At 60.2% G+C, this 17,327-nt stretch carries 17 protein-coding genes; 9 read left to right on the top strand and 8 right to left on the bottom strand.

What is annotated here, in order from left to right; translation table 11 throughout:
• Positions 1 to 145: 145 nt before the first annotated feature.
• Together ttcA and QMK54_RS23970 are read left to right on the top strand one after the other, a co-directional pair.
• A complete protein-coding gene (gene ttcA, locus QMK54_RS23975) occupies positions 146 to 970 on the top strand; it encodes a tRNA 2-thiocytidine(32) synthetase TtcA (RefSeq protein WP_110662643.1) in 825 nt (274 codons plus the stop codon).
• 177 nt (positions 971 to 1,147) lie between these two features.
• A complete protein-coding gene (locus QMK54_RS23970) occupies positions 1,148 to 1,822 on the top strand; it encodes a DNA-3-methyladenine glycosylase I (protein ID WP_110662564.1) in 675 nt (224 codons plus the stop codon).
• A gap of 89 nt (positions 1,823 to 1,911) precedes the next feature.
• Here QMK54_RS23970 and QMK54_RS23965 read toward each other — a convergent pair whose 3' ends face one another.
• The 3 genes from QMK54_RS23965 to arsC are packed head-to-tail and all read right to left on the bottom strand — an operon-like array spanning position 1,912 to position 3,285.
• The gene (locus QMK54_RS23965; protein ID WP_110662563.1) at positions 1,912 to 2,337 is read right to left on the bottom strand and encodes a DUF2069 domain-containing protein; all 426 of its coding nucleotides are present in this window, start codon (positions 2,335 to 2,337) and stop codon (positions 1,912 to 1,914) included.
• A gap of 1 nt (position 2,338) precedes the next feature.
• A complete protein-coding gene (gene wrbA / locus QMK54_RS23960; protein WP_008003645.1) occupies positions 2,339 to 2,935 on the bottom strand; it encodes an NAD(P)H:quinone oxidoreductase in 597 nt (198 codons plus the stop codon).
• On the bottom strand, positions 2,932 to 3,285 hold the full coding sequence (gene arsC, locus QMK54_RS23955; RefSeq protein WP_150672588.1) for an arsenate reductase (glutaredoxin): 354 nt from the start codon (positions 3,283 to 3,285) through the stop codon (positions 2,932 to 2,934). The genes wrbA and arsC overlap by 4 nt, the downstream gene beginning before the upstream one ends.
• Before the next feature lie 114 nt (positions 3,286 to 3,399).
• Here arsC and QMK54_RS23950 point away from each other — a divergent pair, with 114 nt between their 5' ends.
• Complete coding sequence (locus QMK54_RS23950) at positions 3,400 to 3,867, top strand: TlpA disulfide reductase family protein (protein ID WP_110662561.1); 468 nt, start codon at positions 3,400 to 3,402, stop codon at positions 3,865 to 3,867.
• Positions 3,868 to 4,065: 198 nt separating this feature from the next.
• Here QMK54_RS23950 and QMK54_RS23945 read toward each other — a convergent pair whose 3' ends face one another.
• The 4 genes from QMK54_RS23945 to QMK54_RS23930 all read right to left on the bottom strand — a co-directional run bounded on the left by QMK54_RS23945 (position 4,066) and on the right by QMK54_RS23930 (position 8,873).
• Positions 4,066 to 4,470 (bottom strand): META domain-containing protein, encoded by a 405-nt coding sequence (locus QMK54_RS23945; protein ID WP_110662484.1) that lies wholly within the window; start codon positions 4,468 to 4,470, stop codon positions 4,066 to 4,068.
• A complete protein-coding gene (locus tag QMK54_RS23940) occupies positions 4,470 to 4,904 on the bottom strand; it encodes a hypothetical protein (protein ID WP_007988765.1) in 435 nt (144 codons plus the stop codon). Before QMK54_RS23940 ends, QMK54_RS23945 begins: the two co-directional genes overlap by 1 nt.
• Before the next feature lie 77 nt (positions 4,905 to 4,981).
• Positions 4,982 to 5,974 carry a 2-hydroxyacid dehydrogenase gene (locus QMK54_RS23935; RefSeq protein WP_110662485.1) on the bottom strand — a complete coding sequence of 331 codons (993 nt, stop codon included), beginning with the start codon at positions 5,972 to 5,974 and terminating at the stop codon, positions 4,982 to 4,984.
• Positions 5,975 to 6,119: 145 nt separating this feature from the next.
• Entirely contained in the window at positions 6,120 to 8,873 is a 2,754-nt protein-coding gene (locus QMK54_RS23930) for a response regulator (RefSeq protein ID WP_223594733.1), read from the bottom strand.
• A 215-nt stretch (positions 8,874 to 9,088) separates the two neighbouring features.
• Between QMK54_RS23930 and QMK54_RS23925 the strand changes: the two genes are divergently transcribed.
• The 3 genes from QMK54_RS23925 to QMK54_RS23915 all read left to right on the top strand — a co-directional run bounded on the left by QMK54_RS23925 (position 9,089) and on the right by QMK54_RS23915 (position 11,792).
• Positions 9,089 to 9,808 (top strand): response regulator transcription factor, encoded by a 720-nt coding sequence (locus QMK54_RS23925; protein ID WP_110657506.1) that lies wholly within the window; start codon positions 9,089 to 9,091, stop codon positions 9,806 to 9,808.
• Positions 9,798 to 11,156, top strand: coding sequence for a sensor histidine kinase (locus QMK54_RS23920; protein ID WP_223594734.1), 1,359 nt, complete (start codon positions 9,798 to 9,800; stop codon positions 11,154 to 11,156). Before QMK54_RS23925 ends, QMK54_RS23920 begins: the two co-directional genes overlap by 11 nt.
• 132 nt (positions 11,157 to 11,288) lie before the next feature.
• Positions 11,289 to 11,792 carry a hypothetical protein gene (locus QMK54_RS23915; RefSeq protein ID WP_223594735.1) on the top strand — a complete coding sequence of 168 codons (504 nt, stop codon included), beginning with the start codon at positions 11,289 to 11,291 and terminating at the stop codon, positions 11,790 to 11,792.
• A gap of 50 nt (positions 11,793 to 11,842) precedes the next feature.
• On the opposite strand, the gene QMK54_RS23910 is transcribed toward QMK54_RS23915, so the two are convergent.
• A complete protein-coding gene (locus QMK54_RS23910; RefSeq protein WP_110657512.1) occupies positions 11,843 to 12,223 on the bottom strand; it encodes a hypothetical protein in 381 nt (126 codons plus the stop codon).
• 413 nt (positions 12,224 to 12,636) lie between these two features.
• On the opposite strand from QMK54_RS23910, the gene cysM reads away from it, so the two are divergent.
• From cysM to relA, 3 genes are all read left to right on the top strand, one after another.
• Positions 12,637 to 13,539, top strand: a complete 903-nt coding sequence (gene cysM, locus QMK54_RS23905) for a cysteine synthase CysM (RefSeq protein ID WP_015096444.1) — start codon at positions 12,637 to 12,639, stop codon at positions 13,537 to 13,539.
• Entirely contained in the window at positions 13,539 to 14,891 is a 1,353-nt protein-coding gene (rlmD, locus tag QMK54_RS23900) for a 23S rRNA (uracil(1939)-C(5))-methyltransferase RlmD (RefSeq protein ID WP_110657514.1), read from the top strand. Before cysM ends, rlmD begins: the two co-directional genes overlap by 1 nt.
• Before the next feature lie 122 nt (positions 14,892 to 15,013).
• Positions 15,014 to 17,257, top strand: coding sequence for a GTP diphosphokinase (gene relA / locus QMK54_RS23895; RefSeq protein ID WP_110657516.1), 2,244 nt, complete (start codon positions 15,014 to 15,016; stop codon positions 17,255 to 17,257).
• Positions 17,258 to 17,327: the final 70 nt, after the last annotated feature.

Genomic DNA, 17,327 nt, shown 5'->3' with positions numbered 1-17,327 from the left:
AGCAAATCGCGCTGTAAACACCACTGTTAATCGCCGTCGGGTCTGTAGGGGAATTGATGATGGGGAAGCTTTCTGTGGCTCGCCACAAGTGCAAAGAATTTGCGTAAAATGCCCGCCTTTCGTCACACCTCACGGATTCCGCGTCATGGGCACTCTCACGGTCAACCAGAACAAACTGCAAAAGCGCCTTCGCCGACAGGCCGGTGAGGCGGTTGCCGATTTCAATATGATTGAAGACGGCGACAAGGTCATGGTCTGCCTGTCCGGTGGCAAAGACAGCTACACCATGCTCGATGTGCTGATGCACTTGCAGAAGGTCGCGCCGATCAAGTTCGAGATCGTGGCCGTGAACATGGACCAGAAGCAGCCGGGCTTTCCGGAGCACGTGCTGCCGGCCTACCTCAAGGAACTGGGCATCGAGTACCACATCGTCGAGAAAGACACTTACTCGGTGGTCAAGGAACTGATTCCGGAAGGCAAGACTACGTGCTCGCTGTGCTCGCGCCTGCGTCGCGGCACGCTCTACACCTTCGCCGATGAAATTGGCGCGACCAAGATGGCCCTCGGTCATCACCGCGACGACATCGTCGAGACGTTCTTCCTGAACATGTTCTTCAACGGTTCGCTCAAGGCCATGCCGCCAAAACTGCGCGCCGATGACGGGCGCAACGTGGTGATCCGCCCGTTGGCCTACTGCAACGAAAAAGACATCCAGGCCTATTCGGACCTCAAGCAATTCCCGATCATCCCGTGCAACCTCTGTGGTTCCCAGGAGAACCTGCAGCGTCAGGTGGTCAAGGACATGCTGCGGGACTGGGAGCGCAAGACCCCGGGTCGTACCGAGAGCATTTTCCGCAGCCTGCAGAACGTGATCCCGTCGCAACTGGCGGACCGCAATTTGTTTGACTTCACCAGCCTCAAGATTGACGAAAGCGCCGCATCGCGCTTCGTCAATGTGGTCAATCTCTAACCACAACGGTGGGAGCAGACCTGTGGCGAGGGGGCTTGCCCCCGTTGGGCTGCGAAGCGGCCCCAAATCTCTGAAGAGCCAAAGATTTTGTGAGTGCTACGCACTCAAACGGGGGCAAGCCCCCTCGCCACAGCCCGCTCCCACATTTGAATATCGTTTTATTCCTCAGGAGAGGGCATGCGCGATTACAAGTGGCTTAACGAGTACTGTCTGAACCGCTTCGGTTCGGCGGCTGAACTGGAAGCCCATCTGCCCGTTCCCAAGACTCCCGCGCAACTGCGCAAGATCAGCGACGATCGCTACCTCTCGACGATGGCGCTACGGGTATTTCGCGCCGGGCTCAAGCACAGCCTGGTGGATGCCAAGTGGCCGGCCTTCGAAGAAGTGTTCTTCAAGTTCGATCCGGAGAAAGTCGTGCTGATGAGCGCCGAACATCTTGAGCGGCTGATGCAGGACACGCGAATCATCCGCCACCTGGGCAAGCTCAAGAGTGTGCCGCGCAATGCGCAGTTCATATTGGACGTGGCCCATGAAAAGGGTAGCTTCGGCGCATTGATCGCCGACTGGCCGGTGACCGATATCGTCGGCCTCTGGACCTTCCTGAAAAAACGCGGTCATCAGTTGGGCGGGCTGTCCGCCCCGCGCTTCCTGCGGATGATCGGCAAGGATACCTTTGTGCCGAGCTATGACGTGGTGGCGGCGCTGAATGCGCAGGACGTCATCGACAAGGTGCCGAGCAGTCTGCGCGACCTGGCGTTGGTGCAGGACGTGTTCAATCAGTGGCATGAGGAAAGTGGCGGCCGGCCGATGAGCCAGATTTCGATGATGCTGGCTTACACCGTGAACCATTAAGACCGGGTCGCTCCCTTCGCGAGCAAGCCCGCTCCCACATTTGAAATGCGATCAAATGTGGGAGCGGGCTTGCTCGCGAAGGCGTCGGATCAGGCAACAGAGATTTCGCCTTCACCCGCCAGCTTGCGGTTCAACTGATACCGCCAGCGTACATACAACAGCGCCGAGCAGAACACTGCCAGGCTCGCGCCCATCTCCAGCAAACCGAAGATCTGCCGGTTCGGGTCATAGGCCGCCAATGCGCCCTTGATGAAATACAGGTTCACCACAAAGCACATCCACGAGTGCCCGCGCGGGCTGCCGACGATCATGCCTGGCGCCAGTATCAGCAGTGGCACCAACTCGATCAGCAGGATCACCCAGGGGCGTGCCCCATGCAGATCGGCAATCGCCAGGTAGTAAACACACAACAGTCCCACCAGACCGAGAAAGCACAGCAGGCTGATGGCGCGCATCGCCTTGACGCGTGGTTCGAGCCATTCGCGGGCAGGCAGAATCTTTGGCTTTTTCGCCACCTCAGCTCTCCAGTTTCTGTGCAGTCTTCGCCAGGCGCATGCCCAGGGCGCGGCACAGTGCCACTTCATGGGTATCCAGGCCGCTTTTGCCGTCGGCACCGGCGTGATGGCTGGCGCCGTATGGCGTGCCGCCGCCCTGGGTTTCCAGCAGTGCCGATTCGCTGTACGGCAGGCCGGTGATCAACATGCCGTGGTGCAGCAACGGCAGCATCATCGACAGCAGGGTGGTCTCCTGGCCGCCGTGCAGGCTCGCCGTAGAGGTGAACACACCCGCCGGCTTGCCCACCAGGGCGCCGGTCAGCCACAGGTTGCTGGTGCCATCGAGGAAATACTTCAGGGGGGCCGCCATGTTGCCGAAGCGGGTCGGGCTGCCGAGTGCCAGGCCGGCGCAGTTCTTCAGGTCGTCGAGGCTGGCATACAGCGCGCCTTCGTCGGGAATTTCCGGGGACACGGCTTCGCATTCGGTGGAAATCGCCGGCACCGTGCGCAGGCGCGCTTCAAGCCCGGCCTGTTCGACACCACGGGCGATCTGCCGGGCCATTTCGTTGGTCGAGCCGCTGCGGCTGTAGTACAGAACCAGAATGTACGGTGCACTCATGGCAACAGTTCCAGGATCTGTTCCGGTGGACGGCCGATGATGGCCTTGTCGCCGACTTCGAGAATCGGGCGTTCCATCAGTTTCGGGTGGGCGGCAATGGCGGCGATCAATTGCGCTTCGCTCAGGCTGCTGTCAGCCAGGTCAAGGGTCTTGTACTCGTCCTCGCCGGTGCGCAGCAATTGCCGGGCGCTGATTCCGAGTTTGCCCAGCAGGCTCTGGATCTGCGCGGCGTCCAGCGGGGTTTCCAGGTAGCGGACCACGGTCGGCGTCAGGCCACGGGCTTCAAGCAGTTCGAGCGCACCGCGGGATTTCGAGCAGCGCGGGTTGTGATAAAGCGTCAGATCGGTCATGAGCGGGTCGCATCTTGCGTAAGGTGGCGGCTATTCTAACTGTGCAGCGCGCAATCCAGAACCGTGAGAGGCGATGGGTCGCAGGCGCATTCAATTTTTGACAAGGAACACGACATGACAAGGCGACTGGCAGCAGCATTGGCGATCATCGGAACGTTGATGCTGGGGGGCTGCGGGAATGACTATGGCATCGACCAGGACGGTCATAAAATCGCCGCTGACCGCCTGGACGGCAAATGGCTGGTGCTCAACTATTGGGCGGAGTGGTGTGGGCCTTGCCGCACCGAAATTCCGGAGCTGAATGCCCTGGCGGAGCAGCTCAAGGACAAGAAAATCGGTGTGTTCGGGGTCAACTTCGACAACGTCCAGGGGCAAGAGCTGAAGGGCGCGAGCGAGAAACTGGGGATAAAGTTCACCGTACTGGCCCAGGACCCTTCCGAACTGTTCGAGCTGCCGCGCAGCGAGGCGTTGCCGGTGACCTACATCATCGATAACAAGGGCAAGGTGCGTGAGCAGTTGATGGGTGAACAGACGGCGGCGGGGGTGATGGCGAAGCTTGAGGCGTTGCAGGCGAAAAACTGATCATTCACGTGGCCAGGGGCTTTTTGTGGCGAGGGGGCTTGCCCCCGTTCGGCTGCGCAGCAGTCGCAATGCCGGTATACGCGGTTAACCTGATCAATCGCGGTGACTGGATTTAGGGCTGCTTCGCAGCCCAACGGGGGCAAGCCCCCTCGCCACACAAGCCCCCTCACCACAGTCATTCACATGAAGCAGAGGGGATCAACCCTCTTCAAGCCACCAGCGCAGCGGCTTGCCTTCGGCTGGCCAGAAGCGGATCTGCTCGATCGGGGATACGTCCCAGCGCTGGACGTTTTCCAGGGCCTGAAGGAAACGTTTTTCCTGTTCCATCAGCGCCGGCGCGCACAGTTTGCGGGTGCTGCCGACTTTGCCGAAGGTCAGTTTGTCGCCATCCAGGGTATACGGTGCGAACCAGTGGTTGCAGCCGCCATTGCCATAGGCCCGGCCATCTTCGCCGAGGGTGATGGTCAGGTGGCTGTAATCCATCAATGGCCGCTCGCCGATCCATTCCAGTATGTAGCTGCGATTGTGTTCAAGTTGCACCGGATCGGCGGCGCAGCCCATCAGGCTGGCACCGACCATTCCAGTCAGGGCAAGGCGTTTCATCACGCAGGCTCCTGGCATTTCGGGCACAGGTGTTTCTCGCCAACGGTGGTCCAGCCCAGCTCGGCAATCCGCGCGGTGGCGGCAGGCTTTTCGGCCTTGTTGCCCAGCTTGGCGTCGACGGCGAACTCGAAGCTCAGCTCTTTGGCGCAGCTGTCGCAGTTCACTTGCCAGGTGTGGATCGCCAGTTCACCGAACACCGGGCCACTGGCCACCGCGACCCATTGGCCGGGCGGGTTGATCAGGTGGCGAACCGTTTCGACGGTCAGGCGCATGGACAAGTCCTTGGCACCCTTGAGGGTCACGACCAGCACGTCGTTGTTGCGAATCGAGCCACCGTTGCCGGTGACCTGATAACGCCCCGGCACCAGGGCGCGGCATTCGGTGAGGGTGTGTTGCGGGTTCATCAGGCTGTAGCGGAAATCATGTTCGACCATGGGTCCTCCAAATATGCGCGATATGCTAGCACGGGCTTGCACGCCGCATCGCGCAGGCAGATGACCTTCGATCCGTTTCAGTCTCCCGTCACCAGGTTTTCCGGGGTGCCTGCCGCCCAGGCGGAAATGTTGCGCAATGTGATGGTGGCAATCGCGTCCAACGCTTCGCGGGTCAGGAAGGCCTGGTGCGCGGTGACGATCACGTTAGGAAAGGTCAGCAACCGTGCCAGCACATCGTCTTGCAGCGGCAGGTCGGAACGGTCCTCGAAGAACAACTGCGCCTCTTCCTCATACACATCCAGCCCCAGGTAACCCAGGCGACCGTCTTTCAGGGCGTCGATCAGCGCCGGGGTGTCCACCAGGCCGCCACGCCCGGTATTGATCAGCATCGCGCCCGGTTGCATATGCGCCAGTGATTGGCGGTTGATCAAGTGCTTGCTCTGTTCGTTGAGGGGGCAATGCAGGCTGATGATCTGCGATTCGGCCAGCAGCTGCGGCAGGCTCAGGTAGCGCGCGCCGAGGGCTTCGACCTGCGGGTTGGGGGAGGGGTCGTAGGCCAGCAACCGGCAGCCAAAACCGTTCATGATCTTGGCAAAGGTGGCGCCGATCTGCCCGGTGCCGACCACGCCGACGGTCTTGCCTACCAGGTCGAAACCGGTCAGCCCTTGCAGTCTGAAATCCCCTTCGCGTGTGCGGTTATAGGCTCGGGGCAAGCGCCGATTCAGGGCGAGGATCAGCGCTACTGCATGTTCGGCCACGGCGTGGGGCGAATAGGCCGGGACGCGCACGATGGCCAGCCCCAGGCGCTTTGCCGTTGGCAAGTCGACGTGGTTGTAACCGGCCGAACGCAGGGCGATCAGGCGTGTGCCACCGGCGGCCAGGCGTTCGAGTACCGCCGCGCCGAGGTCATCATTGATGAACGCGCAGACCGCTTCATACCCCTGGGCGAGCGCCACTGTGTCGAGGCTCAGGCGCGCGGGTTGAAATTGCAGTTCGATGCCGGCCGGTTGTTCGGCCGCGAGAAAACTGTCGCGGTCGTAGTTCTGGCTGCTGAAAAGAATCGTACGCATGATTTCCTCTTTGTCCCATTTCTGTCGGAGCTGGCTTGCCAGCGATGGCGGCCTCAAGGGCTACATGGATTTTGAGGCCGTCATCGCCGGCAAGCCGGCTCCTACAGAGTTTGCGCTGATGTTTGATTTGCACGATTGCGCTGCATCAAGCGTTCATGCGCGCGTGGGCTGCCAGGCGATTGATCGCCCGGTCGAGCTCGTCCAGTGCCACGCTGGCTTTCGGATCTTGTTGCTTGAGCAGGGTTTCGCTGCGTTGGCAGGCCGCCCGCAATTGCGGTACGCCGCAGTAACGCGTCGCGCCATGCAGGCGATGGACCCGTTCGATCAGGGCGTTGTGGTCGTTGCTTTGCTGAGCGAGGCGAATGGCTTCGCGGTCTGCTTCCAGGGACGCGAGCAGCATCGCCAGCATGTCCGCCGCCAGATCAGCCTTGCCGGCGGCCAGGCGCAATCCTTCCTCGTGGTCGAGTACCAATAGGTCATGGGCACCCGCGTGCCCTTCGCCGGAGCGCTCGGGGCTGTGATTGCGCAGCGCCAGGCCGCTCCACTTCAGCACCACCTGGGCCAATTGCCGTTCGCTGATCGGTTTGGTCAGGTAGTCGTCCATGCCGCTTTGCAGTAGCGCGCGTTTTTCGTTGGCCATGGCGTGGGCGGTGAGGGCCACGATCGGCAACGGCGTGCTATGTCGTTCGCTTTCCCACTGGCGGATCGCCTCGGTGCTCTGGCGGCCGTCCATGCCAGGCATCTGCACGTCCATCAACACCAGATCGAATGTCTCGTTCTGCACCGCCTTGACGGCGGCATAACCGCTTTCCACCGCGAGCACCTTGGCGCCCATGTCTTCGAGCAGGGTCTGCACCAGCATCAGGTTGGCCGGATTGTCGTCGACGCATAGCACTTTCGGGGCGCGGCTGGACACCGGCTCGCCCGGCTCGCTGCGCATCGGGCGCGGGCTGACCAGATCAGACAGGGAGCGCCGCAGTTTGCGGGTGCAGGCCGGTTTCGCCTGGAGCTGGCTGTGGGGGTTGGGCACGGAAAGATGGAACAGCGTCTGTTCCGTGGTCGGGCACAGCACCAGCACTTTGCAGCCAAGATGCTCGAGGTCCCAGATGTGCTGGTTGAGGCGTTCCGGCGGCATGTCGTTGCTGGTGATGCCGAGCACGGCGAGGTCGATCGCCTGATCGGTCTGGTGGGCGGCGGTGACGCCATTGGTCAGGCTTTCCAGGGTATTGAACGGCGTGGTGCTCAGGCCGCAGTCTTCCAGTTGATGCTGCAACGCCTGCCGTGCCAGCTCGTGGTTTTCCAGCACCGCCACCCGGCGCCCGAGAAGCGGCGCGGCGGGCAGGTCTTCGGCATCGTCGCGGGTTTTCGGCAGGCTCAGGCTGATCCAGAATTCCGACCCTTCTCCCGGCGTACTGTCGACGCCGATTTCACCGCCCATCTGTTCGATCAGGCGTTTGGAAATCACCAGGCCCAGGCCAGTGCCGCCGGGTTGCCGCGACAGCGAGTTGTCGGCCTGGCTGAAGGCCTGGAACAGGGCGCGCACGTCCTGGTTCGACAGCCCGATGCCGGTGTCCTGAATGCTGATGCGCAACTGCACCGTGTCTTCGTGTTCTTCTTCGAGCATGGCGCGGGCGACGATGGTGCCTTCGCGAGTGAACTTGATTGCGTTGCTCACCAGGTTCGTCAGGATCTGCTTGAGCCGTAGCGGGTCGCCCACCAGTGACAGCGGTGTGTCCCGGTACACCAGGCTCACCAGTTCCAGCTGCTTGGCGTGGGCGGCGGGGGCGAGGATGGTCAGGGTGTCTTGCAGCAGGTCACGCAGGTTGAACGGAATATGGTCGAGCACCAGCTTGCCGGCCTCGATTTTCGAGAAGTCGAGAATCTCGTTGATGATGCCCAGCAGGCTGTCGGCGGATTTTTCGATGGTGCCCAGATAGTCGAGCTGGCGCGGGGTGAGCTCGCTTTTTTGCAACAAGTGAGTGAAACCGAGAATGCCGTTGAGCGGTGTGCGGATTTCATGACTCATGTTGGCCAGGAATTCGGATTTGATCCGGCTCGCTTCCAGAGCTTCCTTGCGCGCCAGGTCCAGCTCGATGTTCTGGATTTCGATGGTTTCCAGGTTCTGGCGCACGTCCTCGGTGGCCTGGTCGATGCTGTGCTGCAATTCTTCCTGGGCATTTTGCAGGGTGCCGGCCATGCGGTTGATGCCGGAGGCCAGCTCGTCCAACTCCTGACTGCCGAGGGGCGGCAAACGGGTTTCCAGATGACCGTCCTTGAGTTGAGCCACGGCCTGCTTGATCTGGCTCAGCGGCCGATTGATCGTGCGCCCCATGCGCAGGGCCAGCAGTGCCGCACCGATCAGTCCCCCTGCGATCAACATCAGGCTGGCGAACAGGCTGCGGTAACCGCGCAACAGCATGCCGTTATGGGACAGTTCAAGTTCGACCCAGCCCAGCAGGCGGTCGGCTTCTTCGGGAATCACGTCGCCGGCGAGATTGCGGTGCTTGCCGAATACCGGCAGCAGATAGCGGGTCGCATCACTGCCGCTGCGGCGCAGCATCTGCGTGCCACTGCCGGAGGGCGTCTGGTTGAGCATGGTCGGGCCGGCGTGGGCCAGCAGCGTGCGGTCGGGGGACAGGAAGGTCACGGCCCGTACGTCGGTTTGTTCCAGGGCCTGGGTGGCGATGCGTTCGAGCAGTTCGTTGTCCTGATGGCCCATGGCTGGCGCCGCCAGTGGAGCCAACTGTTCGGCGATCATTTCGCCGCGCTGCATGAGTTGGGTTTGCAGGTCAGCCTGTTGCATCCAGGTAAAATAACCCCCCAGCACCAACGCCATCAGGCTGGTTGGCAACAGGGTCAGCAACAGCACGCGGCCTTTTATTCCCAGTTTCTTGAGCACGCATCTCTCCTGCATCCCGCTATTTATAGACCGGCACATGCATCCGCCTGGCACCCCTTGCGCAGTGTAGCGATTTGCTCGCGGGCAATCTTCGTAAAAATGGCGATGTCATTCGTCGGCCCGGGTGGCTCATTGGCGGTACAGCCAAGCTGTGGGTTGCCCCGGACGAGGCAATCTTGAATAATCATTCAACTGAGAATTGTTTGCAGATAGCCATGACTCCCATCACTGCTGGCCTCCCCCGAATCCTGTCCATCGAAGACGACCTTGTGCTGGGTGCCTACGTACATGAGCACCTGGACCGCAGCGGCTTCCATGTGACCTGGTGCCAGAACGGCCAGGAAGGCCTGGAGATTGCCCGCCGGCAATCTTTCGACGTGGTGCTGATGGATATTCTGCTGCCGGGCATGGACGGTCTGGCGGTACTGACCCAATTGCGCCAGAGCCATTCCACCCCGGTGTTGCTGATGTCAGCCCTCGGTGCCGAGGCCGACCGCATCAGCGGCTTTCGCCTGGGCGCCGACGATTACTTGCCAAAGCCCTTCAGCATGGTGGAGTTGCGGGTGCGCATCGAAGCCATTCTGCGGCGGGTGGCACTCGACCGCCGGCCGATACCGACAGTGCCTGTCCCTTCGATGGACAGCCTGCGCTTCGACGATGAAAGCTTCGAGGTCTTTTATGGCGAACAGGCCGGCGGCCTGACCCGCAGCGAGTATCGGTTGCTGGAAACGCTGCATCGCAGCGCCGACGAAGTGTTGAGCAAAGCCTTCCTTTATCAACAGGTGTTGCAGCGCGGATACGCGGCCCATGATCGCAGCCTGGACATGCACATCAGCCAGATCCGCCGCAAGCTCAAGGCCATTGGCTACACCGAGCGCGAAGTGCGCACGGTATGGGGCAAGGGTTACATCCTGAGCGCCGCCGATGAAATGTAAACTGCCGGGCAGGCATTCGCTGTTCTGGAAACTGGCTTTTTTATTGGTCGCTTTCTGTTTGCTGATGATCTGGTTGAGTTGGTCCTGGGGCCGCTACATGGAGCAGCGCAACCAGTTCCTCTCCGATGAGGCCCGCGGCACCCTGACGCGCTACGCCGCCGAAGCCGAGCAGGCCTGGCAACAGCGGCAGAGCACTGGCGTTGATGATTGGTTACAGGGTATCCGGCAGCACGAAGACAGTTGGATCGGGGTGATCGGCGGTGATTTGCAGTCGTTGAGCAGCCAGGCGCTGACGGACATGGAAATTCAGCACCTGACGTTCCTGCGCGGCCTCGATTGGCCGATCCATAAGAAGGGCCGGCCGTGGATGCGGATACCGTTTCCCGGTGATCCCTCCACCGGCAGCCTGGTGATCGAGTTGCCCAAGCGCTTCGTACCCGGGCATTACCGGGTGTTCTGGCGGGTCATCACCAACGGCGTGATTCCGGGCCTGTTCACCTTGCTGCTGTGCGTCGGCCTGTACCGCTTGCTGGTGGTGCCGCTCAATCATTTGCGCGCGCAGGCCAATGCCTGGCGTGCCGATCAACTGAACGTACGGCTGTCGACCCGGACCACCAATCGATCGGATGAGTTGGGTGAATTGGGCCGGGCGTTCGATCACATGTCGGAACGCCTGCAAAGCACCGTGGCCTTGCAGCAACAGTTGCTGCGCGACCTTTCCCATGAATTGCGCACACCCTTGAGCCGCCTGCGGGTGGCCAGTGAAAGCGAGCAGGGCCTGGAGCAATTGCGCGAACGCATCGGCCGCGAAGTCGATGGCATGCAGCGCCTGGTGGAAGACACGCTGCAACTGGCATGGCTGGACACCGAGCGCACCCGATTGCCCGACGAAGCGATCCAGGTCCAGGCCCTGTGGGAAATGCTCACGGAAAATGCTTGCTATGAAAGTGGCTGGCCCGACACTCAGTTGCAATGCACGGTGGATGCATCCTGCTGGGTTCGAGGACACCTCAACACCCTGGCCCAGGCATTGGAAAACATTCTGCGTAACGCGATTCGCCATTCGCCCGAGCGCGCAGTGGTCCACCTTGGCGGACGGCGCGAGGGACAATATTGGCATCTGTGGCTGGAGGACCAGGGCGGCGGTGTGGCGGAAGCTGATCTTGAGCGGATCTTCCTGCCGTTTACCCGTCTCGACGGTTCAAGGCCGGGGGATGGCGGATTCGGTCTGGGCTTGAGCATCGCCCGCAATGCGGTGCAGCGTCAGGGTGGACAGCTTTGGGCGCAAAACACCGGGGCCGGGTTGCGGCTGAACATGCGGTTGTTGGTTCATACGTCGCCGGCTTAAGCGGCGATGTTCAGATTTTGTTTTGAATTGATTCGCAACATCTTCGCGGAGCGTTCAGTGAGTAAAGTTCTCAAGCTTTAAAGTTTAATGGCGATATCTAACTTGAGAATAAAAAAGCTAAGGAGATGTTTGATGAATGTTAATTTTCCGGCGTTGTCGATGAAAGCAGATGCCTACGTCGTCAAGAACCCTCTTGAGACCACCAATAGCTATACAAAGAAGAATGCCGAAGATGCTGTTGTTGTGCTGAAATTGTTTGACGAATCTTCATTGGGTGAGTTGAAAGATTCGTTGCGGGGCTACGATTTTACATCTGTCAGTACAAATGAGCTGACGAAGATTGGGCAGACGCTCTATCACGATGGCTTGATCGATATTTTTATGTACGATTTCCTTTCTTTGGGCAATATGGCGTTTGATGAGTTTGGCCATAAAGCTGAGACAGACGTGAAATTTAATGCGATTGCGATGTTCAATCAGCGACTGGAAGAAAGGCAGGCAATTGGCAGGTCGGAATCTGCGTCGATGTTTCATGAGATAACGCGTGCCTTGGTACGCGTAAATCATGTACTGGGTGCACTGTCTTTTTTTGCAAACACCACTCAGAATCACCTAGCCGTCAACATTGAGGCCTGATTAGACCGGTGCACGATGATGAGTTCCGCGTGCACCGGCAGACCACCTATTTAGCGGCCATAACGTGTAGTGCCGGAATACCCTCTGGCTACGTTTTGGTCATTTTTCAGGCGAACCCTGTAGCTGCCCAGTTCACCAAGAGTCGACACATTACTTCTATTTCCTCCATCGACCTCAGTCCAGGTTGAACCATCCAGTCTGTCAATGAATTGGCTTGGGGGAGTACCAACCCCTAAGGCCGTAATAGTAGAGGTGATATTTGCTTTTTGGCATCCGTTTGCGCCAGTGATGGTGAAGGGGCCCTGAACGATAATTTCCGAGTCGGCAGGCAGGATTCCGCTATAGGTATTCTGAATGTAAACACATGCAGCAGAGACTTGTTCGCTCGCAATTATCAGCGCGGCAAAGGGTAGGGCGAGTAAAGTCTTCATTGGTTTTCTTCCTTGATATAAATCCGGCTTGGCAAAAAAGTTTAAGGTGTGAGCATCGCAAGCGAGTTGTCGCTTGTCCGACACCCTATGAACAGTCAGACGTCTTGTTTGACTGACCATTGAAAAAATATTATCTGCTGCTTCTAACGCGCACTAGTTCATGCATTCCGTTGCAATGCGCGGGAAGTTTCCGATGAGTGCATTCTTTTTTCCTACAGAAAGCAGCATAACCTGACAGCGATTTCTTACCCTGTGCTTTCAGGATGAGCCGGAAGACTGCGACCAGACCCTCCCATGGATCGCCGAATCCGCTCTTATTCCCATAAGCCATAAGCTCCACACTTTGCGTGATATGGCTTGGGAACGTTTGCCGGTATGATAGGCGCCCCCGCAGTCTGGATTGCGAATACGCCATGACCTTGCAGTACCCAACCATCGCCGATTGCGTCGGCAACACTCCGCTGGTCCGTTTGCAGCGCCTGCCCGGCGCCACCAGCAACACCCTTTTGCTCAAGCTCGAAGGGAACAACCCGGCGGGTTCGGTCAAGGACCGTCCGGCGCTGTCGATGATCACCCGCGCCGAACTGCGCGGGCAGATCCATGCCGGCGATACGTTGATCGAAGCGACCTCGGGCAACACCGGGATCGCCCTGGCCATGGCCGCCGCGATCAAGGGTTACAAGATGATCCTGATCATGCCGGACAACTCCAGCGCCGAGCGCAAGGCGGCCATGACCGCCTATGGCGCCGAGCTGATCCTGGTCAGCCAGGAACAAGGCATGGAAGGCGCCCGTGACCTCGCGCAGAAGATGGAAGCCGAAGGTCGCGGCAAGGTACTGGACCAGTTCGCCAACGGTGATAACCCCGAGGCTCACTACACCACTACCGGCCCGGAAATCTGGCGCCAGACCGAAGGCACCATCACCCATTTCGTCAGCTCCATGGGCACCACGGGCACCATCATGGGCGTGTCGCGCTACTTGAAAGAGCAGAACGACAACGTGCAGATCATCGGCCTGCAACCGATGGAAGGTTCGGCGATCCCGGGTATCCGTCGCTGGCCTCAGGAATACCTGCCGAAGATCTACCAGGCTGATCGCGTGGACCGGATCGTCGACATGGCCCAAAGCGAAGCCGAGGACGTGACCCGTCGCCTGGCCCGCGAAGAAGGCATTTTCTGTGGCGTGTCCTCCGGCGGTGCCGTGGCGGCAATGCTGCGCCTGTCCAAAGAAGTTGAAAACGCGGTGATCGTCGCGATCATCTGCGACCGTGGCGACCGTTACTTGTCGACCGGCATTTTCGACGCGCCCAACTGATGGCCAAGCATGAAAGAGGCCTGCGCTTCCAGCCCACCGGCGGCAGCAAGGCCCCGCAAATCCCGACCGGCAAAAAGCAGCGCCTGACTATCGAGCGCCTGGCCAATGACGGTCGCGGCATCGCGTTTTTCGAAGGCCGCACCTGGTTCGTCATCGGCGCATTGGCCGGTGAAGAGATTGAAGCGCGTGTGCTCGGCGCCCACGGCAAAGTGGTCGAGGCGCGCACCGAACGGGTATTCAAGGCCAGCGAATTGCGCCGCCCCGCACCCTGTGCCCATGCTGGCCGTTGCGGCGGTTGCAGCGTGCAGCATCTGCCTCATATCGAACAACTCGCCCTGAAACAGCGCATGCTCGCCGAGCAGTTGTCGAAGGTTGCGGGCGTCGAACCCGAAGAGTGGGCGGCGCCTTTGAGTGGTCCCGAGTTCGCTTACCGTCGCCGCGCCCGCGTGGCGGTGCGCTGGGACATGAAGGCGAAAAAACTCGAAGTCGGTTTCCGCGCAGCCGGCAGCCAGGACATCGTTGGTATCAATGAATGTCCGGTGCTGGTACAGCCTTTGCAACCGATCATGACCCGTTTGCCGGAGATGCTCCGTCGCTTGAGCAAACCCCAGGCGCTCGGGCATGTGGAATTGTTCAGTGGTTCATCGCTGGCAGTTTTGCTGCGACACATGGCGCCGTTGTCTGAAAGTGACATGACCATCCTCAAGGAATTCTGCGCGTTCCACGAAGCCCAATTGTGGCTGCATGGCGAGGGCGAACCGCAACCGGTCGAGGCTGAACAGTCGCTGGGCTATCGTCTTGAACAGTGGGACCTGGAACTGGCTTACCGACCTGGGGATTTCATCCAGGTCAACGCTGGCGTCAACGAAGCAATGGTCGCCCAGGCGCTGGATTGGTTGAGGCCGACGGCGGATGAGCGTGTACTCGATCTATTCTGTGGCCTGGGCAACTTTGCCTTGCCATTGGCCAAGGCCGCTCGCGAAGTGGTGGCGGTCGAAGGCGTGCAGGTGATGGTCGATCGAGCAGCGGCGAATGCGGCTAGCAACAATCTGCATAACGCGAAGTTTTTTCAGGCCGATTTATCCCAGCCTTTGACGGACGCCGAATGGGCCGCCGAGGGCTTTTGTGCGGTACTCTTGGACCCACCGCGTGACGGTGCTTTCGAGGTTGTGCGCAAGCTCAAGACCCTGGGCGCCGAACGGTTGGTGTATGTGTCATGCAACCCGGCAACTCTGGCGCGCGACACGGTCGAATTGATCAAGCAGGGCTACCGGTTAAAACGTGCCGGGATTCTCGATATGTTTCCTCAAACGGCACATGTCGAGGCCATGGCGTTATTTGAAGCGAGCTAGGATGCTCGTCTGGTCCGACTGGCCCGCCCGTGCAGCCACGCAACCAGCCCGACGTGGGCGCACGGGCAACGAAGGTCAGCGATTTGACGCATTGAATCTGCGTCGTAGGGAAGGTAAGCAAGATGGTACAGGTGAGAGCACACCAGCCGATCAACACCGACGGCAGTATCAATCTCGAGGCTTGGCTCGATCACGCGGTGAGTGTCGATTTGGCACTGGATCGCGAAGCCTTGAAAGAAGCCTGCGAGTACGCTCGCGAGGCTGAGCAGCAAGCCAATGCTGCACAGAATCTGTGGTCGGAAGGGAACTCCACGTTCCGTACCGGCCTTGAGATCGCCGAGATTCTCGCCGATCTCAAACTCGATCAGGATTCACTGGTCGCCGCGATCCTGTATCGAGGCGTGCGCGAAGGTCAGATCAAGCTGCCGGCCGTCAGCCAGCGCTTCGGTCCGGTGGTGTCCAAGCTCATCGATGGCGTGCTACGCATGGCCGCGATCAGCGACAGCCTGAGCCCGCGCAAATCCCTGGTGCTGGGCACCCAGGGCCAGGTGGAAAACCTGCGCAAGATGCTGGTGGCCATGGTCGACGATGTTCGCGTCGCCCTGATCAAGCTGGCCGAGCGGACTTGCGCCATCCGTGCGGTGAAAACCGCCGACGACGAAAAGCGCAACCGCGTCGCCCGTGAAGTCTTCGACATCTACGCGCCACTGGCCCATCGCCTGGGTATCGGTCACATCAAGTGGGAGCTGGAGGACTTGTCCTTCCGTTACCTGGAGCCGGACCAATACAAGCAGATCGCCAAGTTGCTCCATGAGCGGCGACTTGATCGCGAGCGCTTCATCAGCGAGGTGATGAGCCAGCTGAAAAACGAATTGCAGGCCACCGGCGTCGATGCCGACATCAGCGGCCGGGCCAAGCACATCTATTCGATCTGGCGCAAAATGCAGCGCAAGGGTCTGGAGTTCAGCCAGATCTACGATGTGCGTGCCGTGCGCGTGCTGGTGCCGGAAATGCGCGATTGCTACACCGCGCTCGGTATCGTCCACACCCTGTGGCGACACATCCCGAAAGAGTTCGACGACTACATCGCCAACCCCAAGGAAAACGGCTACCGCTCGCTGCACACGGCGGTGATCGGTCCCGAGGGCAAGGTGCTGGAAGTGCAGATCCGCACCCACGCCATGCACGAAGAGGCAGAGCTTGGGGTTTGCGCGCACTGGAAGTACAAAGGCACCGACGTCAAATCCGGCTCCAATCACTACGAAGAGAAAATCTCCTGGCTGCGCCAGGTGCTCGAGTGGCATGAAGAGTTGGGTGACATCGGTGGTCTGGCGGAACAGCTGCGGGTCGATATCGAGCCCGATCGCGTCTACATCTTCACCCCGGACGGTCACGCCATCGACTTGCCGAAAGGCGCGACGCCGCTGGACTTCGCCTACCGCGTACACACCGAAATCGGTCACAACTGCCGTGGCGCCAAGATCAACGGGCGCATCGTACCGCTCAACTACAGCCTGCAAACTGGTGAACAGGTCGAGATTATCACCAGCAAGCACGGCACTCCGAGCCGCGACTGGCTGAACCCGAACCTGGGTTACGTCACCACCTCGCGGGCACGGGCGAAGATCGTTCACTGGTTCAAGTTGCAGGCTCGTGACCAGAACGTCGCGGCCGGTAAAACCCTGCTGGAGCGCGAACTCAATCGCCTCGGCCTGCCAGCGGTGGATTTCGACAAGCTGGCCGACAAGGCCAACATGAAAACCGCCGAAGACCTGTTCGCCGCCCTCGGCGCCGGGGATTTGCGCCTGGCGCAACTGGTCAACCTGGCGCAGCAACTGGTCGAGCCGGAACGCGGCAACGAACAGCTGGAATTGATTCCACGCAAGGCCACCGGCTACAAGCCGGGCAAGCGCGGCGATATCCAGATCCAGGGCGTTGGCAACCTGATGACCCAGATGGCCGGCTGCTGTCAGCCATTGCCGGGCGATGCCATCGTCGGTTACATCACCCAGGGCCGCGGCGTGAGCATTCACCGCCAGGACTGCGCCTCGGTGCTGCAACTGGGCGGGCGCGAGCCGGAGCGAATCATCCAGGTCAGCTGGGGGCCGGTGCCGGTGCTCACCTATCCGGTGGACATCGTCATCCGCGCCTACGACCGTTCCGGTCTGCTGCGTGACGTCTCGCAAGTGCTGCTCAACGAACGGATCAATGTGCTGGCGGTCAACACCCGCTCGAACAAGGAGGACAACACCGCGCTGATGTCCCTGACCATCGAGATTCCGGGGCTGGATGCATTGGGGCGGTTGCTGGGGCGGATTTCCCAGTTGCCGAACATCATCGAAACCCGGCGTAACCGTACGCCGTGAAGACCAGCGCCGATCCAATGTGGGAGCGGGCTTGCTCGCGAAGAGGGAGTGTCAGTCGACGTCAATGTTG

It is taken from the genome of Pseudomonas sp. P5_109 (assembly GCF_034009455.1).
Taxonomy (GTDB): Bacteria; Pseudomonadota; Gammaproteobacteria; order Pseudomonadales; family Pseudomonadaceae; genus Aquipseudomonas.
Note: the sequence above shows the minus strand (reverse complement) of the source record. Positions and strands in the feature narration are given on the sequence as shown.